The sequence below is a fragment of the Microcella alkaliphila genome (assembly GCF_004216855.1).
Taxonomy (GTDB): domain Bacteria; phylum Actinomycetota; class Actinomycetes; order Actinomycetales; family Microbacteriaceae; genus Microcella; species Microcella alkaliphila.
Map to the genome: position 1 here is coordinate 39,844 of NZ_SGXT01000013.1, position 20,347 is coordinate 60,190.

20 protein-coding genes and 1 tRNA gene are annotated in these 20,347 nt (G+C 70.6%); 17 read left to right on the top strand and 4 right to left on the bottom strand.

Going from position 1 to position 20,347, the window contains the following annotated elements:
* Positions 1-5: 5 nt before the first annotated feature.
* The 3 genes from EV140_RS03510 to EV140_RS03520 are packed head-to-tail and all read left to right on the top strand — an operon-like array spanning position 6 to position 4,590.
* Positions 6-3,929 (top strand): DEAD/DEAH box helicase, encoded by a 3,924-nt coding sequence (locus tag EV140_RS03510; protein WP_130281152.1) that lies wholly within the window; start codon positions 6-8, stop codon positions 3,927-3,929.
* A gap of 20 nt (positions 3,930-3,949) precedes the next feature.
* On the top strand, positions 3,950-4,147 hold the full coding sequence (locus tag EV140_RS03515; RefSeq protein WP_130281154.1) for a hypothetical protein: 198 nt from the start codon (positions 3,950-3,952) through the stop codon (positions 4,145-4,147).
* On the top strand, positions 4,144-4,590 hold the full coding sequence (locus EV140_RS03520; protein ID WP_130281156.1) for an ACT domain-containing protein: 447 nt from the start codon (positions 4,144-4,146) through the stop codon (positions 4,588-4,590). Before EV140_RS03515 ends, EV140_RS03520 begins: the two co-directional genes overlap by 4 nt.
* On the opposite strand, the gene mscL is transcribed toward EV140_RS03520, so the two are convergent.
* Genes mscL through EV140_RS03535 form a run of 3 tightly spaced genes read right to left on the bottom strand, consistent with a single transcriptional unit; the run spans position 4,587 to position 5,978 of the window.
* Entirely contained in the window at positions 4,587-5,021 is a 435-nt protein-coding gene (mscL, locus tag EV140_RS03525; protein WP_130281158.1) for a large conductance mechanosensitive channel protein MscL, read from the bottom strand. The two genes, EV140_RS03520 and mscL, sit on opposite strands and share 4 nt — an antisense overlap.
* Positions 5,022-5,061: 40 nt before the next feature.
* Positions 5,062-5,364 carry an FmdB family zinc ribbon protein gene (locus EV140_RS03530; protein ID WP_130281160.1) on the bottom strand — a complete coding sequence of 101 codons (303 nt, stop codon included), beginning with the start codon at positions 5,362-5,364 and terminating at the stop codon, positions 5,062-5,064.
* A gap of 35 nt (positions 5,365-5,399) precedes the next feature.
* Positions 5,400-5,978, bottom strand: coding sequence for a 5-formyltetrahydrofolate cyclo-ligase (locus EV140_RS03535; RefSeq protein ID WP_130281162.1), 579 nt, complete (start codon positions 5,976-5,978; stop codon positions 5,400-5,402).
* A 56-nt stretch (positions 5,979-6,034) separates the two neighbouring features.
* Between EV140_RS03535 and galU the strand changes: the two genes are divergently transcribed.
* From galU to EV140_RS03555, 4 genes are all read left to right on the top strand, one after another.
* Positions 6,035-6,928 carry a UTP--glucose-1-phosphate uridylyltransferase GalU gene (gene galU, locus EV140_RS03540; RefSeq protein WP_130281164.1) on the top strand — a complete coding sequence of 298 codons (894 nt, stop codon included), beginning with the start codon at positions 6,035-6,037 and terminating at the stop codon, positions 6,926-6,928.
* Positions 6,929-6,937: 9 nt separating this feature from the next.
* Positions 6,938-7,588 carry a GNAT family N-acetyltransferase gene (locus EV140_RS03545; protein ID WP_130281166.1) on the top strand — a complete coding sequence of 217 codons (651 nt, stop codon included), beginning with the start codon at positions 6,938-6,940 and terminating at the stop codon, positions 7,586-7,588.
* An 18-nt stretch (positions 7,589-7,606) separates the two neighbouring features.
* Complete coding sequence (locus tag EV140_RS03550) at positions 7,607-8,566, top strand: hypothetical protein (protein ID WP_130281168.1); 960 nt, start codon at positions 7,607-7,609, stop codon at positions 8,564-8,566.
* 72 nt (positions 8,567-8,638) lie between these two features.
* Positions 8,639-8,714: transfer RNA gene (locus EV140_RS03555), tRNA-Ala, on the top strand.
* Between the two features lie 198 nt (positions 8,715-8,912).
* Here EV140_RS03555 and EV140_RS03560 read toward each other — a convergent pair.
* Positions 8,913-9,737, bottom strand: a complete 825-nt coding sequence (locus tag EV140_RS03560) for an aldo/keto reductase (protein ID WP_130281170.1) — start codon at positions 9,735-9,737, stop codon at positions 8,913-8,915.
* Positions 9,738-9,805: 68 nt separating this feature from the next.
* Between EV140_RS03560 and EV140_RS03565 the strand changes: the two genes are divergently transcribed.
* From EV140_RS03565 to EV140_RS03610, 10 genes are all read left to right on the top strand, one after another.
* Positions 9,806-10,297 (top strand): cupin domain-containing protein, encoded by a 492-nt coding sequence (locus EV140_RS03565; protein ID WP_130281172.1) that lies wholly within the window; start codon positions 9,806-9,808, stop codon positions 10,295-10,297.
* Between the two features lie 188 nt (positions 10,298-10,485).
* Positions 10,486-13,215 carry a cation-translocating P-type ATPase gene (locus tag EV140_RS03570; protein WP_130281174.1) on the top strand — a complete coding sequence of 910 codons (2,730 nt, stop codon included), beginning with the start codon at positions 10,486-10,488 and terminating at the stop codon, positions 13,213-13,215.
* 10 nt (positions 13,216-13,225) lie between these two features.
* Positions 13,226-13,489: an MrpF/PhaF family protein gene (locus EV140_RS03575; protein WP_130281176.1), complete on the top strand. Its 264-nt coding sequence runs from the start codon at positions 13,226-13,228 to the stop codon at positions 13,487-13,489.
* Positions 13,489-13,812 carry a cation:proton antiporter gene (locus tag EV140_RS03580; RefSeq protein WP_130281178.1) on the top strand — a complete coding sequence of 108 codons (324 nt, stop codon included), beginning with the start codon at positions 13,489-13,491 and terminating at the stop codon, positions 13,810-13,812. Before EV140_RS03575 ends, EV140_RS03580 begins: the two co-directional genes overlap by 1 nt.
* Positions 13,809-14,789 (top strand): hydrogenase subunit MbhD domain-containing protein, encoded by a 981-nt coding sequence (locus tag EV140_RS03585; RefSeq protein WP_130281180.1) that lies wholly within the window; start codon positions 13,809-13,811, stop codon positions 14,787-14,789. The genes EV140_RS03580 and EV140_RS03585 overlap by 4 nt, the downstream gene beginning before the upstream one ends.
* Positions 14,786-15,082: an NADH-quinone oxidoreductase subunit K gene (locus EV140_RS03590; RefSeq protein WP_198674338.1), complete on the top strand. Its 297-nt coding sequence runs from the start codon at positions 14,786-14,788 to the stop codon at positions 15,080-15,082. The genes EV140_RS03585 and EV140_RS03590 overlap by 4 nt, the downstream gene beginning before the upstream one ends.
* Positions 15,082-16,539, top strand: coding sequence for a complex I subunit 5 family protein (locus EV140_RS03595; protein ID WP_130281182.1), 1,458 nt, complete (start codon positions 15,082-15,084; stop codon positions 16,537-16,539). The genes EV140_RS03590 and EV140_RS03595 overlap by 1 nt, the downstream gene beginning before the upstream one ends.
* A complete protein-coding gene (locus tag EV140_RS03600) occupies positions 16,536-18,071 on the top strand; it encodes a complex I subunit 5 family protein (RefSeq protein ID WP_241969008.1) in 1,536 nt (511 codons plus the stop codon). Before EV140_RS03595 ends, EV140_RS03600 begins: the two co-directional genes overlap by 4 nt.
* Positions 18,062-19,846 (top strand): complex I subunit 5 family protein, encoded by a 1,785-nt coding sequence (locus EV140_RS03605; RefSeq protein WP_130281184.1) that lies wholly within the window; start codon positions 18,062-18,064, stop codon positions 19,844-19,846. Before EV140_RS03600 ends, EV140_RS03605 begins: the two co-directional genes overlap by 10 nt.
* Complete coding sequence (locus EV140_RS03610) at positions 19,846-20,346, top strand: Na+/H+ antiporter subunit E (RefSeq protein WP_130281186.1); 501 nt, start codon at positions 19,846-19,848, stop codon at positions 20,344-20,346. Before EV140_RS03605 ends, EV140_RS03610 begins: the two co-directional genes overlap by 1 nt.
* Position 20,347 lies beyond the last annotated feature (1 nt).

Genomic DNA, 20,347 nt, shown 5'->3' on the forward strand with positions numbered 1-20,347 from the left:
ACCGCGTGTGGCGTGCCGACCGATACGACGATCATGAGCTCGACGACGATGCTCCCGCGGCCGCGCCGTCGGTGGAACCGGGGGCGCTCACCATCGGCGACCCCACGGTGAAGCCGATGAACGTGGCGAGCGAGACCTGGCAGCGCTGGCGCGACGAGCTGGCCGCGCTGGGGGGCGAGAGCCCGCTGCTGCACTTCGATGACGAGCGCCGCGGCCGCATCGAACTCGGAACGAGCCACCCAGGGGGGCTCGCCCGCTTCATCGCCGGCAGCCCGACGCTGCTCAGCAACCTGGTGCGCGACGACGTCGCCTTGAAGGCTGCTCGCGTCGCCGCTGAACGCATCGCCGACAAAGGCCTCGAGCTGTCGAGCGTGCGCGGCATCGACGCCATCGCTCTCGGCATCGGCATGGTGACGTGGAGCCACGCCGGCGTCGACTACCGCGCCCCGCTGCTGCTGCGCCCGCTCGACCTGCGTCGCCGCGGCCGCGACATCGAGCTCACGCTGCTCGACCGCCTCGTGCTAAACCCGGCCCTTGCGCGAGTCCTCGCCCAGCAGTTCTCACTGCACCTCGACGAGGAGGCCTTCGTCGCGCTGGCCGACGACGGCGGCACGTTCAAGCCGAACCCGCCGCTCGACCGGCTGCGGGGCCTGACGGCGCACCTCGACGGTTTCACGATCACGCCGCGCCTCGTCGTGTCGACGTTCGCCGAGGTGGGCCCGGCGCTCGCCGCCGACGCGCGCGACCTCGCGCATCCGGTGCTCGATGCGATCGCCGGCAACACGAGTGCGCGCTGGGCGGTGCAGGAGAGCCAGACGACGGTCACCCCCGTGCCGGCCGACCAGCGCCCGCCCGAAACCGACCTGCTGCTGCTCGACGCCGACGCCGAGCAGGAGGACGTCATCGCGAACGTCGCCGCTGGCAACTCGATCGTCGTCAAGACCCTGCCGGGTACGGGCGCCACGCAAACTATCGTCAACGCGCTCGGCACCTTGATCGCGCAGAACAAGCGCGTGCTCGTCGTGAGCTCGCGACGCGCGGCGCTCAGCTCGATCCAGCGCCGCTTCACCGACATCGGGCTGAGCGGCGTCACGGTCATGCCCCGCACGCTGCGGCGCGACCTGGTTCGCGCGATCAGCCGCAACGAGAAGGCGCAGAAGCCGCGCGTCGCCGACATCAATGAGGCGCTCGTGCGCCTGCGCGGCGTGCTGCTCGACTACCGTGAGGCCCTCGGTCGCCCCGACCCGAAGCTCGGCATCAGCGTCTACGACTGCGTCACCGAACTCAGCCGCCTCGCGCTGTTGCCGGCGCCCCCGACGACCCGCGCCCGCCTCGAGCGCTCCGCCGTCGAGACCCTCGCCCACAACCGGGCGCACGCGGCCGACGTCATCGTGCAGGCCGCGAAACTCGGCCAGTTCACCTACGGCCCGGGCGACTCGCCCTGGTACGGCGCCAGCTTCTCGACCGGTGAGGAGGCGACCCGCGCCCAGGAGCGCGCCCGCCGACTGCACACCGACCTCGTGCCGCGCCTGCTCGACCGTGCCGTCGCGCTCGTCGCAACGACACCCATGCGGCAGTTTGAGACGCTCGCCGAGCTCGGCACCTACCTGCGCCTGCTGACCGACCTGCGCGACACACTCGACAAGTTCCAGCCGGCCGTGTTCGACCGCTCGCTGAGTGAGCTCATCGCCGCCACCGCGCCGCGGCGCGAGGGCTCGACGATGCCGGCCACGACGCGCCGCCGCCTGAAGGCGCTCGCGAAAGAGTACGTGCGGCCCGGCGTTCACGTGAGTGACCTGCACGACGCGCTCACGCGCATCCAGCAGCAGCGCATCCTGTGGCAGCGCTTCGCGCCCGTCGGCATCACGCCGACCGTGCCCGTCGGCATCGCCGATGTGGCGGTCGCGTTCCAGCAGGTCGAGCAAGACCTCGAAGCCCTGGATGTTCCGCTCGGCCACACGACGCGAGAAACGCAGCTGCTGAACCGCCGCATCGACGACCTGGTCACGACCCTCGCGGGTCTCGCCGCGGAGAGCGACGTGCTCGCGAACCTGCAGGAGCGCACCGAGCTGATGCGCGAGATGCAGCCGTGGGGTCTCACCGCCCTGCTCGATGACCTCGCCCAGCGTCACGTGCCGCACGAGCAGGTCGCGGCTGAGCTGGAGCTCGCGTGGTGGCGTAGCGCCCTCGACAGTCTGCTGCAGGCCGACCGGGCGCTGCTCGGCGCCGACACGGCCGTCCTCGACCGGCTCGAGTCCGACTTCCGGCTCGTCGACGAAGCGCACGCCGCCGGCAGCGCCGCGATGATGGCGTGGCAGCTGTCGGAGGCCTGGTCGATCGGCATCACCGACTGGCCCGACGAGGCCGCCGCGCTGCGCGGCTCGCTGAAGAGCGGCGCGATCACCCCCGCCGAGCTGCAGAAGCACGCCCCGCACTTGAGCCGTCCGCTCGCGCCCGTCTGGCTGAGCTCGCCGTACGACGTGCACGAGATCAGCGACGACATCCCGTTCGACGCCGTGTTCGTGCTTGACGCCGGAGCGGTCACGATCGCCGAGGTCGCCCCCGCGATCCGCCGCGGCCGCCAGGTCGTCGCCATCGGCGACCCGGTCACGCAGACGCCGGCCGCGTTCTCGATCGCCGTCACCGACCGCCCGGCTGCCGCCGACACCAGCGACGTGGATGCTCGTCACTCCTCGAGCGCGCTCGTGCAGCTCTCCGAGCTGCTTCCGACGCTCAGCCTGACCCGCTCGTACCGCGCGGGCGGCGAAGACCTGGCCGAGCTCGTAAACCGTCGCTTCTACGCTGGCCGTATCGACTCGCTGCCGTGGGCGGGGTCGTTCCTCGGCCACCCGTCGATCGCGGTCGACTACCTCGACGACGGCAACGGTATGCCCGACGACGACACCGGCACGATCGAGAGCGTCGACGCCGAAGTCGACCAGGTCGTCACCCGCGTGCTCGAGCACGCGACCGCGCGGCCGAAAGAGTCGCTCATGGTGATCACCGCGAGCGCGAAGCACGCCGCCCGCGTTCAGACCGCGGTGCTGCGGGCTATGCAGTCGCGCCCCGACCTGCACGACTTCTTCCTCGGTGACCGCGCCGAACCGTTCGTGGTGCTGACCATCGAGCAGGCGGTCGCTCAGTCGCGCGATCGGGTCATCTTCTCGATCGGGTTCGGGCGCACCCCGCACGGCCGCGTGCTGAGCGAGTTCGGAGCCCTCGGACGCCCGGGTGGGGACCGGCTGCTTGCTGTCGCGATGACCCGCGCGCGTCGATTTGTGCGCATCGTGTCGTGCATCCGCGCCGACGACCTCGACGACGACCGCATGGGCCCCGGCGCCCGCGCGCTCGCCGAGCTGCTCGCCGACACGGAGGCGCGCCGCACCGCCGTCGACGTGCCCGACGACAGCGACCCCATGCTCATCGACCTGGCCCGCCGGCTGGAGGCGCGGGGCCTGCGCACGGCGCTCGGCCACCGCGGCAAGCTGCGGCTTGTGGCGAGTCGCGGCGGCTACTGCATCGCGATCGACACCGACGCGTCGCTGGGCACGATGAGCCTGCGGGAGTCGCTGCGGCTGCGGCCCGACCTGCTGCGCCGTCTCGGCTGGCACTACGCCCGCGTGCACGTGTTCGAACTGTTCTCGAACCCGGATGCGGTCGCCGAGCGCATCGTCCAGATGGCGCGCCCGGTTGCAGTGGAGCCTCCGCCCGCGCCCCCGGCGCCGCCGCAGCCGACGACGACCGCCGCTGCTCGTGCCGCGGCATCGGCCGCGGAGACCCAGCCGGTCGACCGCGATACGAAGACGGGGCCGGTTGACGTGCAGTCGCCCGCGCCCGCATCGACCGCGCCCGCTCCCGCGCCGCCCGCGCCGCCGTCGGCCGAGCGGCGGGCACAGGCAGCGCAGAGCGAGACACAGCCGCTGTTCTGATCGCGCGTACCCTGGTGCGCGTGACCACGAACGACTCCGCGGATGCTCGGGGCGACGCCCCGCGCCCCCGTCGCGCCCGTCGGCGGGTCACCACCGCGGCCCCGCCCGGGTCTGACCCAGCGCCGGCCCGCGCGCCCCTCACCGCCGAGCCGGAGCGCCATGGTTCGGGCGAGAACGACGACCGGCTGCGGGCCGACAAACCCCCGCACTACGCATGAGCGAGGTCGAGCGCCCCGCGCGCGGGGTCAGCGACCTCGGCGAGCTGCTGGCCACGATGCGACCGGAGCTCGACCCCGACGCCTGGGTGTTCGCCACCGCTGCCGAGCCGCTCGCCGGCGCCGAGGTCACCGTCGTCGAAGCGGAGGGGGTGACGTCGGTGCTGCGCAAGCACGACCTGCCGACGGCCGGCGACGCTCCCGCACGTATGCGGGTGAGCCCGCCCTTCGCGCGCATCACCCTGCAAGTGCATTCCGACCTGGAGGCGGTGGGCCTCACGGCAGCGGTCGCGACGGCACTCGCGGCGGAGGGCATCCCGGCGAACGTGGTCGCGGGGTTCTTCCACGATCACATCTTCGTGCCCTGGCCACGAGCATCCGATGCTCTGGCGAGTGTGCGCGCGCTTCAGCGAGACGCGGCGCGCGCGGGGGATGCTCGGGGCTAGCTCCCTGAGGACTGTCCCCGCTGGGCAGCGAGCAGGTCGCGGATCTCGGCGAGCAGCTCGGTCTCGGTGGGCGGCGCGTCTTCCGACACGGCGGGCTCACCCGCCTTGCGGCGCTCTTCCGCACGGCGCTTCAGCGTGTTGATCGGCAACACGAGTGCGAAATACACGACGGCAGCCACGATGAGGAAGTTCAGGATGGCCGCCAGTACGGCACCGAACACCAACTGTGCCTCGCCGCCCGTCGTGGTGGGGATCGCAATGACGAACGCGGTCGACAACGACTCTGCGTTGAACAGAGCGCCGATCGCCGGGTTGATCACGGCGTCAACGGTGGCTGTGACAACGGCGGTGAACGCCGCGCCGATGACAACCGCGACGGCGAGCTCGACGACGTTGCCGCGCAGGACGAACTCTTTGAAGCCCTTGAGCATGGTGGCTCCTTTGGGGAAGGGGAGGCGGACGCTCCTGACCCTAGCTGGCGGCAGCCGCCGGCGCGGAGGTTTTCGACCCCGAGTCGGACGAGCTCGCCCCACTCGACGATGAGCTACCCGACGAGCCTGAGTCCGATGAACCGGACCCCGAGCCTTCACTCGCGCCCGCGCGGCTATCGGTGCGGTAGAAGCCCGACCCGTTGAAGGTCACGCCGGTCACCGAGAAAATCTTGCGCAGGCGACCCTGGCAGGCGGGGCACTCGGTGAGCGCGTCGTCGGTGAAGGCCTGCTGGACGTCGAACGCGTTCGCGCAGGCGGTGCAACGGTAGGAATAGGTGGGCATGGCGGTGGGTCCTCCGCCGTCAAGGATACGTGCGCTCAGAAGCGCCGAATGCCACCCGGGGTGACCACCCCGTCGACGGGCTGGTCGTGCGGTTCGTGGGGGAGCGCATCCACGATTTCGTCGTCGAAGAGCACGGCGAAGACGGGCGGGCGGTTGTCCATCGAGCCGAGCGTCTTGTCGAAGTAGCCGCGCCCCCAGCCCATGCGCATGCCCCCCTCGTCGCACGCGGCGGCGGGAACGAGCATCAGCCCGACCTCGCCGACCATGATCGGCGGCACGATTCCGCCGATCGGCACCGGCATGCCGAGAACGTCTTCGCCCTCATCGTCGGAGTCGTACGCCGCCCAGTCGAGCAGCCCGTCGTCGCGTGACACGGGCAGCAGCACGTCGACACCGTTCGTGCGCGCCCAGGCGAGAAACGGCCGGGTGTCGGGCTCGTCGGGAGTCGAGAGGTAGCAGGCGACGGTGCGTGCACCGAGTGCCTGCGTCAGCGCGATCAACTGCGTCGTGAGGGATGCTGTGCTCGCCTCGCGCTCGGGCGCCGGCCGAATGCGCCGCCGCTCTCGCAATTCGGCGCGCAGCGCACGCTTGGCGCTGACCGGGTCGCTCGACATACACAGCATCGTAGGCGCGTCCGCGCTCTGCCGGGGTGTCCCGATACGCTGAGGTCATGTCGCGACCGATCACGAAAGCCGTCATCCCCGCTGCAGGACTCGGAACCCGGTTCTTGCCGGCGACGAAGGCGATGCCGAAAGAGATGCTGCCCGTCGTCGACAAGCCCGCGATCCAGTACGTGGTGGAGGAGGCCGTCACTGCCGGCCTCACCGACGTGCTCATGATCACGGGCCGCAACAAGTACGCGCTTGAGAACCATTTCGATCGTGTCACCGAGCTCGAGGCGACGCTCAAGCGCAAGGGCGACGACGTGAAGCTCGAGAAAATCATGGAGTCGACGAACCTGGCCGACATGCATTACGTGCGTCAAGGCGACCCGAAGGGTCTCGGCCACGCTGTGTTCCGGGCCCGGCAGCATGTCGGGAATGAACCCTTCGCGGTGCTGCTCGGCGACGACATCATCGACGAGCGCGACCCGTTGTTGCCGCGCATGATCGACGTCGCCACGAAGCGCAACGCGTCGGTTGTCGCGCTGTTGGAGGTCGACCCCGCCCAGGCGCACCTGTACGGTGTCGCGACGGTGGAGGCGACCGACACCGACGACGTCGTCAAGATCACCGACCTGGTCGAGAAGCCGGCGCCCGGCACCGCCCCGTCGAACCTCGCGATCATCGGACGCTACGTGCTGAAGCCCGAGATCTTCGGCGTGCTGGAGCGCACCGAACCGGGCGAGGGTGGCGAGATTCAGCTCACCGACGCCATGCTCGAGCTCGCGCACGATGAGGCGAGCGGCGGTGTCTACGGGGTCGTGTTCCGCGGCCGCCGCTACGACACGGGCGACCGCCTCGACTACATCAAGGCCATCGTGCAGCTCGCCTCCGAGCGCGACGACCTCGGCCCCGACCTGCGTCGCTGGCTGACGGGCTTCGTCGCCGAGTTCGAGGACTAACAGGCCTTTATGGCCGCCATTCCCACGCTGCGCGACGGCGCGACGCTGTTGCGTCCGATTCGGGCTCGGGATGCGCGCATCCTGGAACGCGAACTGGTCGGCAACCGTGCGTGGTTGCGTCCGTGGGAGGCGACCAGCCCCAATCAGAACCTCGCCTGGGATACGAAGGGCAGCATCCGTGGCCTGTTGCAGCAGGCGCGCGCCGGCAGCGGTTTGCCGTTCGTCATCGAGTGTGACGGCGAGTTCGCCGGCCAGCTGAACATCTCGCAGATGACGTACGGCTCGCTCGCGTCGGCGACGCTCGGCTACTGGGTTGCCGAGCGGTTCGCGGGGCGCGGGCTGACCCCGACCGCGGTGGCGCTCGCGACCGACCATCTGTTTTTCTCGGTGGGCCTGCACCGCATGGAGATCTGCATCCGACCCGAGAACGCGCCGTCGCTTCGCGTGGTCGAAAAGCTCGGGTTTCGCTACGAAGGGCTGCGGCGCCGGTTCATCCACATCGACGGCGACTGGCGCGACCACTTCTGCTTTGCGCTGACCGTCGAGGAGGTTCCGGTGGGAGTGCTGCAGCGCTGGAAGCAGGGCCGCGTGCCCGAGCACGTCGCCGACGTGCCCGAGGTCGACCGCATCGCGGCGCGCCGAGGCTTGCGCCTGCCGTAGCGGCCCTACCCTCGTGCCATGGCTGAGGGTTCGGGGGCCGGTACTGCCCTACTGATTGCGCTCGCAGCCGTGCTCTGGCTGTGGTACCTGATTCCGCTGTGGCGCCGGCGGCGCGAATATCTCGCGACCGAGCGCAACGCGATCCGCTTGCAGCAGACGCTGCGCATCATGGCGCAGACGACCGAGTTGCCCGAGCCGGTTCGCGCCGAGTTGACGGCGCGCGAGGCGGCGGCGCAGCAGCGCTCTCTCGCCGCCCGCCAGCGCGAGGAGGCGGCGATCGCTCGCGCCCGTGAAGTCGCCGCGCAGCGCGCGTTGCGGGCCCGCTTGGCGGCGCAGGCCCCCGGCCTCGTCGCCGAAGTGGATGCTGCGCGCACCGGCCAGCGTCGGCTTCGCCGTTCGCGGGCGGTCACCACGCTCGTGACGTTCCTCACTCTTGTCGGCATCGTCGCGTCGGCGAGCCTGGGTGCGTGGGCGTGGACCGGTTTCGCGTCGGTCGTCGCCATCAGCGGCGTCGTGCTGCTCGTCGGGCTCGCCCGGGCGGGCCGCCGCCGCTCGGCCGTGCTCGCCGGCACCGGGTCGCGAGCGGGGGCCGGCAGTGACTTCGTCGACCTGGCGCCGGCCACGGAGGGCCGGCGCGCGCCGCGCCCGTGGACTCCCGTGCCGCTGCCGAAGCCGCTCTACTTCGACACCGCGGTTGACGCCGCCCCCCGACCCGAGCTGCGCCGCAGCGCGATCGACCACGCCGCGGTGCTCGCTGTCGCGGCGGCCGAGGCCGAGAAGGCGCAGCGGGACGCCGCCGCGCCGGCCGCTGGGCCTGTGCCGGCCGCGCCTGCCGCGACCCCGGCCGCGGCCGTGGCGTCGCCCGCGCCGGCCGCCGAGCAGCCGAGCCGCTTCGCGCGCATGGGCATGCTCGACGGTCTGCCAACGAACGCTCCCGACCTCGACGAGGTGCTCGAGCGGCGCCGCGCCGCCGGCTAACGGGCGGCGATCTCGGGGGCGCGACCGTGTGCATCCGGCCCGATTCTCGGTGATAAGGTTGACGTCGTTCTAGGGCCTGTGGCGCAGTTGGTAGCGCGTCTCGTTCGCAATGAGAAGGTCAGGGGTTCGATTCCCCTCAGGTCCACCAAATTCCGTCTGACGTGTCTGACTGTGCCGCCGCGGTCCGTCGTAGAGGTGCGAATTGGCTCGTCACTCGTGACTCACGGTCGTGAGTTGCGCGTTGTGGCTGACTGCCGTGCCGCCAGTCGACCACAACGCGCAACTCACCGCAGCGCGCGGCGCATCGACGTTCTGCACACCTCGAGCGGAGACCCGGGCCGCGCAACTACATCTCTTCGTGGGTCTCGGGGTCGCCGCCGAACAGGCGCCCGTCGGGCCGGCCGAGCGCCGTGATGGCCGCGACCTCGGCCTCGCTGAGCGTGAACCCGCCGAGCTCGAAGTTTTCGCGCTGGCGGGCGGGCGTCGCCGACTTCGGGATCGGCAGCGAGCCGATCTGCTGGTGCCAGCGCAGAATCACCTGGGCCGGGGTCACGCCGTGCGCTGCCGCCGCCGAGGCGACGGGCGCCGACTCCTTCACGGGCGCGGCCTTGCCGAGCGGGCTCCACCCTTCGGTGACGACGCCATGCTCGGCGTGGAAGGCCCGCAACTGCTCTTGCGGGAAGAACGGGTGCAGCTCGATCTGGTTGACCGCAGGCATCACGCCGGTCTCGTCGGCGACGCGCGTCAGGTACTCGGCGGTGAAGTTCGAGACCCCGATCGAGCGCACGCGGCCCTCCTCGCGCAGGCGCACCATCGCGCGCCACGCGTCGACGTACTTGTCGACGTTCGGGTTCGGCCAGTGGATCAGGTACAGGTCGAGCACGTCGAGTCCGAGCCGTTCCATCGAGCCGTCGAACGAGCGCAGCGTCTCGTCGTAACCGTGATCGCGGCCCGGCACCTTCGTGGCGACGATGATGTCGTCGCGCGGAACGGGAGTTTCCGCGATGGCGCGACCCACAGCATCCTCGTTCTGGTAGTTCACGGCCGTGTCGATGAGGCGGTAGCCGAGCGACAGGGCGCTCAGCACCGCGGCCGTGCCCTCCTCGCCGCGCAGCGGGTAGGTGCCGAAGCCGATGTCGGGCAGGGTCGTTCCGTCGTTCAATTCAGGCATGGATGCACGCTACCGCGCCGCGCTCCGGCCCTGTACAGAGACCCCCGCCAGGCGTACCATCGTCGGCCATGGAGACCGACGACGGTCCACGCGTCATCCGCTCTAGCGAGGTCGATGTCACCGGCGAGCCGGGATCACTGGACCGCTACCTGCTGGAGGGCGCCGCATCGGGTGGCGCGCTCGCCGTCGTCGAGCACGTGCTGGCGCCCAAGGTGCTGGCCGCCCCCATGCACCTTCACACCCGAGAAGACGAGTACAGCTACGTGCTGGCTGGCACACTCGGCGTCATTGACAACGGGGTCGAGGTCACGGCCGGTGCCGGTGACGTGGTCGTTAAGCCGCGCGGCCACTGGCACACCTTCTGGAACGCCGGTGATGACGAGTTGCACGTGCTCGAAAACATCGTGCCCGGGGGTATCGAGCAATTGTTCCGACGTTTGGCCGAGCCGGGCGGCGAGTACGACCCCGAGACGCTTCCCGCCCTGGCGGCCGAGTACGGCGCGGAGGTCGACTTCGAGGCGACGATGCCGCTCGTCGAGCGCCACGGGCTCGCTTTCTAGGTGTCCGCCGTGGTCTGGCGGTAGACCGGTGAACACCTGACAGTCCTTCCCACGGGCCCGCGCGTCCGGGTAGTTTGGCGGAAACGCTCAGGAACGGACACCGGCCACCGGCCACCCGGTAGTCTAGTGACACATTTTGCAGGAAAAGTTGAGGCTGTATCTCGTGTGCTCAACCCGATCGGAGCCCCATGACGCACGCATCGGACACCGCGCTGCGCGCCCCCGCGGCCGTGCACGCCGCCAGCGTTGACGAGACCTTCGCCGCCCTCGACGTCACGCCCGAGGGGCTGAGCGCCGACGAGGCTGCACGCCGACTCGAGACGGTCGGGCCCAACCGCCTGCCAGAAAAGGCACCCGACCCAGCGTGGAAGCGCCTGCTGCGGCACTTCAACGACGTGCTCATCTACGTGCTGCTCGCGGCCGCCGTGCTGAAGGCATTCCTGCTCGAATGGGTCGACGTCGGTGTCATCCTTGCGGTCGCGATCATCAACGCGCTCATCGGCTTCATTCAAGAGGGTCGGGCCCAGCGCGCCCTCGACGGCCTGCGCAGCATGCTGTCGGTGCGCGCTCAGGTGCGTCGCGACGGCGAGTGGGTGAGCACCGACGCTGAGAAGCTCGTGCCCGGCGATGTCGTGCGCGTGAAGTCGGGTGACCGCATCCCGGCCGACATTCGCATCACCCACTCCACCGAGTTGCGTGCCGAAGAGGCGGGGCTCACCGGCGAGTCCGAGCCTGTCACGAAGAGCGCCGACCCGGTCGACCAGGCCTCGGGGGTCGGCGACCGCACGTCGATCGGCCACTCCGGAAGCCTCGTCGTCAGCGGCCGCGGCACCGGTGTCGTCGTCGCGACCGGCGCCGACACCGAGATCGGCCGCATCAGCACGATGATCGAGTCGGTCGAGCAGTTGTCGACCCCGCTCGAGCGCAAGATACACCGCTTCAGCATTCTGCTGGCGCGCATCATCCTCTCCGTTGCGGTGCTACTGATCGTCTTCGGCTTCGCCGTGCACGACTACCCCGTGGCCCTGCTGCTGACCGTTGCGGTGGCGTTCGCTGTCGCTGCGATTCCCGAGGGGCTGCCGGCCATCGTGACCATCACGCTCTCGTTGGGCGTGCAGGCGATGGCTCGCCGCAACGCGATCACGCGGCGGCTCACATCTGTCGAAACACTCGGATCCGTCACCGTGATCTGTTCGGACAAAACGGGCACGCTCACGAAGAACGAAATGACGGTCGAGCGGGTGGTGACCGCCGCAGCAAGCTACGAGGTGACGGGCACGGGCTACGACCCGCGCGGCGGTATCCGCCTCGACGGCGGCGACGTCGACATCAGCACTCAGGATGCTCTACGCCAGCTGGTCACGGTCATGGCGGTCGCGAACGACTCGGGCCTTCGCGAGAAGGACGACACGTGGTCGATCGTCGGCGAGCCCACGGAAGGTGCGCTGATCACGTTCGCGCACAAGGCGCAGGCTGTTCCGGTCGGCTTCGAGCGCCTTGCGGCCGTCCCGTTCGAGTCAGAGCACAAACTCATGGCGACCCTCGACCGCAGTCCCGAGGGTGACGTCACGGTGCACGTGAAGGGAGCCCCTGACCGCGTTCTTGACCGGTGCGTAGCCCAACTCGGCGCGAACGGCGAGTCAGAGCCGCTCGACGCCGACTTCTGGCACGCCCGGATCGCTGAGCTAAGCGCCGACGGCCTGCGGGTGCTGGCCGCAGCGCAGCGTGCCGCCGAACCCGACACGAGCGATCTCGCGCTCGCCCACCTCGACGACGACCTCGTGTTCGTTGGTGTCGTCGGCATCCTCGACCCGCCTCGCCCGGAAGCCATCGAGGCGATCGAGGACGCGAAGCGGGCGGGCATTCGCGTCAAGATGATCACCGGCGACCACGCGGGGACGGCGACGGCGATTGGCCGCCAGATGGGCATCATCGACCCGGACGACGACCACGCTGACGAGGCGATCACCGGTGCCGAGCTCGACGCCGCCAGCGACGACGAACTGCGCGACATCGTGCAGCGCTACGACACGTTCGCCCGGGTGAGCCCCGAGCACAAGCTGCGCATCGTCGAGGCGCTCCAGGCGCACAACGAGGTCGTCGCCATGACCGGCGACGGCATCAATGACGCGCCCGCTCTGCGCCGGGCAGACGTCGGCGTGGCCATGGGCATCAAGGGCACCGAGGCGACCAAGGAGGCCGCCGAGATTGTGCTCGCCGATGACAACTTCGCCACGATCGCCCGCGCGGTCGAGGAGGGGCGGCGCACGTTCGACAACATCGTGAAGTCGGTTGTGTTCCTGCTGCCGACGAACGGCGCGCAGTCGCTCGTGCTGCTGGTCGCCGTGCTACTCGGGCTGTCGATTCCGCTCGCCCCCGTGCAGATCCTGTGGGTCAACCTCATCGCGGCCGTCACCCTGTCGCTCGCGCTCGCGTTCGAACCGGCAGAAGCAGACGTCATGAAGCGCGCCCCGCGCGTCCCGGACCGCCCGATTGTCGGCGCGGCCCACCTGATCCAGATCGCTCTCGCCTCGCTGCTCATCGGCGGGGGAACGTTCGCCATGTACTACCTGGCACGTGGTCAGGGTGTCGACGACCCGCAGGCGCAGAGCCTCGCCGTGACCACCCTCGCGGTCGCGCAGATCGGGTACCTGCTGACCTGCCGCAACCTGCGCGGGGCCACAGTGTCGCCGGCCCAGTGGTTCTCGAACCCCATCGTGTGGCTGTCGATCGGCGGACTGCTCGTGCTGCAGGCGCTGTTCGTGTACGCGCCGTTCATGAACACCCTGTTCGGCTCGGCTCCCCTGCCCGCCAGCTCGTGGGCGCTCGCGTTCGCGATCGCGGCCGCCGTGTACGTCGCCATCGAGGTGACGAAGGCGATCACGCGCCGACTCATGCCCGAGGCGGCGCCGCGATGACGGACACCCTGTGAGCGCCGCGGTCAGTGTCGCCCTGATCGTGGCGGCCTTCATCCTGTTCGCCTGCATCCTGGCGGGGCTGTGGCGCGCCGTTGCGGGCCCGACGATCGAAGACCGGCTTACCGCTTTCGTGCTCTTGGGCGCGGGCGGTGCCGCCCTCTTCATCGTGCTCGCGGCGATCGCCGACCTGCCGGCCCTGCGCGACGTCGCGATCGTCGTCGTCGGCCTGGCCACCATCGTCGCGGTCGTGTTCACTCGGCGGTCGGTGCGCTGATGGTCATCATCGACGTGCTCGTCATCACCCTGCTCGCGGGGGGTGTCTTCTTCGTCGTGGCGGGCACGGTGGCGCTGCTGCGCTTTCCCGACCTCGCGAGCCGCTTGCACGGCGTGTCGAAGGCCGACGTCCTCGGCCTCGGACTCATCGCCACCGCGCTCGCCCTGCACCTTCTCATCACCGAACCGGGATGGGCAGCGGTCGGCGTGGTGGCGAAGCTGGCCCTCATCTGGATTCTCGCCCTCATCGGCACCGCCGCGAACGCCTACCTCATGGCGGGCAGCAGGCGGCGGGCTGAGGGGGAGACGGAGGAGGAGCCGTGACGGTCATCGCCTTCTCCGACGTCGACGTGCTCGACATGCTCGTCGTGGCGGCCGTCGCCGTCACCGCGATACTCGCCATCGCGATTCCTCGCCGGGTCGGCGCGACCATCGCCTTCCTCGTCTTCGGCCTGCTGCTCGCGCTGCTGTGGGCACGCGTCGCCGCGCCCGACGTGGCGATTGCCGAGGCAGCGCTCGGCGGTGGGGTGGCGGGGGCGCTGCTGGTCGATGCTCTCCACCGGCGACAGCCCGCGCAGCCGAATCGCGACCGTCGTCGCGCGGTGGCGATCACGGCGGTCGGCGCCGCGCTCGGTGCGGTGACGTTCGCCGCCCTGGCGACCGTGCTGTCGCGTCTCACGGCGGAGCCCGCCGACCTCGGGCCGCTCGCCCTGGAGGCCGTCGAGCGCAGCGGCGTGAGCCACCCCATCACCGCGGTGCTGTTGAACTTCCGCAACCTCGACACGCTGCTCGAGATCGCGGTCGTCGTATTCGCCGCGGTGGGTGCCGCGGCGCTGTCGCGTGACCGCATCCGCACCGTGACCGACCCGGGCCCGGTTCGGCGCGTCATCGCCGTCATCATCGTGCCGGCTCTCGTGCTGCTCGCCGCCTGGCTGCTCGTGGCCGGAACCAGTGAGCCCGGGGGTGCCTTCCAGGCCGGTGCCGTGCTCGGTGCCGCGCTCATCATCGCCCACCTGTGCGGGGTGCGCCCCGCCCGCGCGGCCGGAGGGCGCGCGCTCGTGCTCGTCGTGGCGGGCCTGCTGGCGTTCATCCTGCTCGGCGGCATCGGGCTCGCGGCGACGGGAACGTGGCTCGCGCTCGACCTCAGCTGGGCGTTCGCGGCCATTCTCGCCATCGAGACCCTGCTCACCGTCAGCATCGGGGTCGCGCTCGCCATGCTCTTCCTCGCCGCCGGCTCGCGCGACGACGCGGCGGCCGCCGACCGGGCGGCAGACGCCCCAGCCCTGGGGGGTGCCCCGTGACCACCCTGCAGCTGTTTATGTATGCCGGTGCGTTCATCCTCGTGCTGGGGGTTGCCGCGACCCTGCTGGTACGCGACCTGATTCGCCGCCTGATCGCCCTCAACGTCGCCTCCGGAGGCGTCATGCTGCTGTTGTTGGCGCTCGCCGATCGCGGCGACGGCGAGCCCGACCCCGTGCCGCAAGCACTCGTGCTCACGGGCATCGTCGTCATGGCGGCCGTCACGGGCATCGCCATCGTGCTGGCGCGACGGGTCGAGCAGCTCGACGACGACCTCGAGGAGGTCGAGCAGTGATGTCGGCCGCAGCCCTCGTGCTCGTGCCCGTCTTTCTGCCCCTCGCGGTCGGCGCGCTGTCGGCCGTGCTGCCTCGGCGGGCGGCGGCGACGCTGACGGTCATCGCGGCCGTCGCCACGCTGATGGTCGCCGTGTTGCTGGGCATCGCCGTGCTCGACGCGGGCCCCGTGCGGCTGGAGGTGGCCGGCTGGGCGCCGCCCGTCGGAATCCTTCTCGCCGCGGACGGACTCTCGGTCGTCATGATCGGCCTGTCGGCAATCGCGGTGCTGGCCGCGACGCTCGTTGCCGCCGCCGACGACCACTTCGCGGGAGGGCACGCGTTCTGGCCGCTCGTCGGTGCGGCGGCGGCGGCCGTCAATGGCGTCTTTGTCGCGCGCGATGTGTTCACCGCCTTTGTGCTGTTGGAGCTGTTGACCATCGCATCCGTCGCGCTTGTCGCCCTGGGGGGCACGCGATCGGCCGCAGCCGCCCTGCGCTACCTCTTCGTTGCCGTGACCGGCTCGCTGTTCTTCCTGCTCGCGGTCGCCCTCACGTACGGGCACACCGGCACCGTCGACCTGGCGCGGGCCGCCGAGCGCGCCGACGACACCGTCATCGTCGGGGCGATCATCGCGCTCACCGTGGTCGGCATGGCCGCGAAGACGGCGCTGTTCCCGTTGCACTCGTGGCTGCCGGTCGCCCACCCCGCCGCCCCTGCGGCGGTCAGTGCCCTGCTCTCGGCGCTCGTGATCAAGGCGTCGATCGTGATCCTGTGGCGCATCGTCGAGTACTTCGGCCCGCTCACCGACCTCGCCGCGCCGCTCGCGACCGCCGTGGGCGTCGCGGGCGCCGCCGCCGTGCTGTGGGGCGGGGTGCTCGCGCTGCGACGCGACCGCCTGAAGTCGATCATCGCCTACTCGACGGTCGCCCAAGTCGGGTACATGGTGCTGCTGGTGCCGCTCGTGTTCACCGCGAGCGACCCGCAGGTGGCCTGGATCGGCGGCATTCTGATCACTCTGGCTCACGGCGTCGCGAAGGTCGCCATGTTCCTCGCCGCCGGAGCGCTCGCCACCGCGGCCGGCACGAGTCGGCTCGACGGGCTCGAGGGCACGATCAGCCGCATGCCGTGGACGGTCGCCGCGATTGGGCTCGCCGGCGTCAGCCTCGCGGGGCTTCCGCCCACGCTCGGCTTCGTCGGCAAATGGATGCTCGTGCAGGCCTCGCTCGACGCGGGCGCCTGGTGGTGGCTGGCTCTGCTGCTCGGCGGCGGGCTGCTGACCTTCGCCTACACGGCGCGCATGCTGCGAGCCACCTTCAACCCGCCCGGCGACTTCTCGGGCGCCCGCGAGCTCACCCGGCCCGCGCGCACCGTGGCCATCGTGCCGCTGGCACTCGCCGCCCTGTCGGTGGTGCTGGGTCTCATTCCGTGGCTGCTCATTGAGGTGCTGAGTGCCGCGCCGATGGGAGGTGGCGCATGAACGACGACACGGTCACCGTGATGAGCGCGCTGCCGGTCGTGCTTCTGCTGACGTCGCTCGTGCCGGCGCTGCTGATCTTCGCGCTGCGCGAGAAGCAGACGGTACTGCGCACCACCCTGAACCTCGCCGGCGCGATCGCGAAGGTTGTGCTCGTGATCGTGCTGATTCCGCGCGTCGTGGCGGGCGAGGAGCTACGCGCCGAGTTCACGTGGATTCCCGGGCTCGACATCGTCTTCGTCACCGACACGTTCTCGCTGTTCTTCGTCGCGCTCTCGGCGGGCCTGTGGTTGGCGACGACGATCTACGCCGTCGGCTACCTGGAGGGCTCGCCCAACCGCAGCCGGTTCTTCGGCTTCTTCAGCCTGTGCGTCACGGCCACGGTCGGTATCGCGTTGGCCGGCAACCTGCTCACCTTCCTGATCTTCTTCGAGCTGTTGACGCTCGTCACCTACCCGCTGGTGGCTCACCGCGGAACGCGGGCGGCCCTGCGCGGCGCCCGCATCTACCTCGCGTACACGCTCGGCGGCGGCGTCGCCCTGCTGCTCGGCGTCGCCTGGCTGACTCTCGAGGTCGGGCCGGTCGAGTTCCGTGCCGGCGGCATCCCCGAGGTGGCGGAATTCGCCGCCCGCGACCCGCTCACCGCGACGGTGATCGGCGCAGTGTTGTTGCTCGGCGTCGGCGTGAAGGCCGCGCTGTTCCCGCTGCACGGCTGGCTGCCGATTGCCATGGTTGCCCCCGCGCCGGTGAGTGCCCTGCTGCACGCGGTCGCCGTGGTGAAGGCCGGCGCGTTCGGAATCATCCGCATCGTCGAAGACGTTTTCGGCCTGGCCCTGTTCGCCGAGCTCGGGATGCTGCAGGCGCTCGCCGTCGTCGCCTCCGTCACGATCGTCTACGGGTCCGTCCGCGCGCTCGCGCAGGATGACCTGAAGAAGCGCCTCGCGTATTCGACGGTGTCGCAGGTGTCGTACATCGCGCTCGGCGCGGCGCTACTGTCGCCGATCGCCACCGCCGGGGCGATCGTGCACATGGTCAACCAGGGCTTCATGAAGATCACACTGTTCTTCTGCGCCGGCCTGTTCGCCGAAGAGCTCAAGCTGTCAAAGGTCAGCCAACTCGCCGGGGTCGGCCGACGGATGCCCGTCACGAGCGCCGCCTTCACCATCGCCGCGCTCGGCATGATCGGGCTGCCGCCGTTCGCCGGCTTCATCTCGAAGTGGGCCCTCGGGCTGGGCGGGCTCGACGCGGGCCAGCCATGGGTGATCGCCGTGCTGCTGACAAGCACGGTGTTGAACGCCGCCTACTTCCTGCCGATCATCGCGACCATCTGGACGTCGCCGCGATCCGAGTCGGAGGGCAGCGATGAGGGCACGTTCCCGGCACCCGCCCGGCGGTCGGGCTGGGAGGCGCCCGCGAGCCTCCTGCTGCCCGCGGTCGCGACCGCACTCTTCGTCATCCTGTTTGGCGTCGCCGCCGGCTGGGACTACTCGCCCTGGGTTCTCGCGCAGATCGTGGGGGAGGGAGCATGGCCGTGATGTGGGCTCTCTCCTTCGTCGTCCCGCTTCTGGTGGCGGCGACAATCGCCGCGCTGAGTCTCGGAGCGGGCGAGGCGCGCACCCGCGCCCGCGAGCTCGTCGTGCAGTACGCGTGGCTCGCGGTCGTGCCGACGGGCATCGTCGCGAGCCTCGACGACGGCGCGCTGAAAACGGTCGACTGGATGCTGTTCGGCACCGCGATCCGCCTCGATGAGGTGGGGCGCCCGCTCGTGCTGCTCGCGGTCATCCTGTACGGCATCGCGCTGGCGTTCGTGCCGCGGTCGATCTCCGAGCGCCCCGCCGGGCTGAACGGCTTCCTGCTGCTGTGCTTCACCGCGAACGTGGGGGTCTTCGTTGCGGCGAACCTCGTCACCTTCTACCTCGTGTTCGCCGCGATGAGCTTCCTCGGCTACGCGATCGTCGTGCACGACCGCACGACGTCGGCCCGCCGGGCCGGTGCGGTGTACCTCGTGATGACGGTGTTCGGAGAGTCGGCCGTGCTGGGCGCATTCCTGCTCATCGCGTCCGAGGGCGTCACCGACGTTCTCGACGTGCCTGCGGCAGTCGCCGCATCTGACGCTCGCGACGTCATCGTGGCGCTGCTCATCATCGGCTTCGGGGTGAAGGCCGGCACGATTCCACTGCACGTGTGGTTGCCGCTTGCCCACCCCGCCGCGCCGAGCCCGGCCAGCGCCGTGCTGTCGGGTGTGATGCTCAAGGCGGGAATCATCGGCCTGCTGCGCTTCTTGCCGCTCGGCGAGGGCGCCGCCGAACCGCTCTGGGGCGGTCTGCTCGTCACGCTCGCCCTCGTCGGGGGGCTGCTCGCTGCCGTCGTGGGCGTACTGCATGACAACCCGAAGGTGATTCTCGCGTACAGCAGCATCGGCCAGATGGGCTTCATAACCGCGCTCATCGGTGCGGCACTGCTTGAGCCGGCGATCGCGCCCGCGGCCATCGCCGCCGCCGTCGTCTACAGCGTCGCCCACGGGCTGATCAAGGGCGCGCTGTTCTTCAGCATCCAGGTGTGGGATCTCAGCCGCGCCCCCACCTGGGCTGTCGTCGTGCCCCAGACCGTGGCCGCGCTGGGCCTTGCCGGAGCGCCGCTGACGGCGGGCTTCATCGCCAAGTACGTGTCGAAAGAGTCGCTCGGAGACGTCGCATTGCCCGGCCTTCCGGTGGTCGCGCTCGCCGACCTCCTCCCGTGGTTTGCCGTTGGGTCGACCGTGCTGCTCGCCCGATTCGCCATCGCCATGAGCCGCCGATCGCGCCGCCGCACCGCTGGTAAGCCGATCAGCACCACGGCCTGGGCGGTGCTGGCGCTCGCCGCGGCCGCCCCCGTGTGGTGGCTCGCGACCGGGTTCGCACCCCCGCTCACCGTGCCCGGCTGGTTCTCGCCCGGCCCCGTCGTCGACCAGTCGTGGCCGTTCCTGCTCGGCATCGCCCTCGCGCTGGCCGCGGCCGCGCTCGCGCGTCGGCCACGATTCCGGGATGCTCGCCTGCTGCATCCGCGCGGAGACATCGTGCCCGAGGGCGACGTCGTGGTGCTGCTTGAGCGGGCTACCGGCGGCACGATGCGGGGCGTGATCCGGGCATCCGGTGTTCTGGGGGCGACGCGCGACGCGCTCGTGGAGCGCGTGCGGCGGGGGCCGTCGCCGATGCCGACGGTCAGCGGCGTTCAGGCGCGGCTGGGAACCTGGGTGGTGTCGGGTGCGCTTGCGGTCGCAGCCCTGGCCGGCGCCCTCCTATTCGTGGTGCTGGCGGGAGGGGGCGGCTGATGGTGGTCTCGGTGATCTTTCGCACGATTGTCATCGCGGCGGCGTGGTTCGCTGTGACGGAACTGCGCCCCTCGGCAATCGTCTACGCGCTCGCGGCCGTGCCCGTGGGGGTTGCCGCTACGTACCTCGTGACCGGGATGCCCGCGCGGGGAGGCTCGCTGCGACTCTCTCGGGGCGTCGCGGCGACGGCCGCGAGCCTGCGTTTCGTCGGCTGGATCGCCCGCAGCGCGATCCTGGGCGGCGGTGACGTCGCGCGCCGGGCGTTGTGGCTGCCGCGCCCCGACGTGGACCCCGCATGGGTGACCCGGCGCACCACCCTCGGGACCGCGGCGGGGCGCGTGACCCTGGCCCTCGCCATCAACCTCGCCCCCGGAACGCTCAGCGCGCGCATCGACGGGGACGAGCTCGAGATTCACGTCATTACGAATGAGCTCGATGTGGACGCGGCGGTGACGGCGCTCGAAACCCGCATCGCGGCCATCGAACGCGCGATGGCGTGAT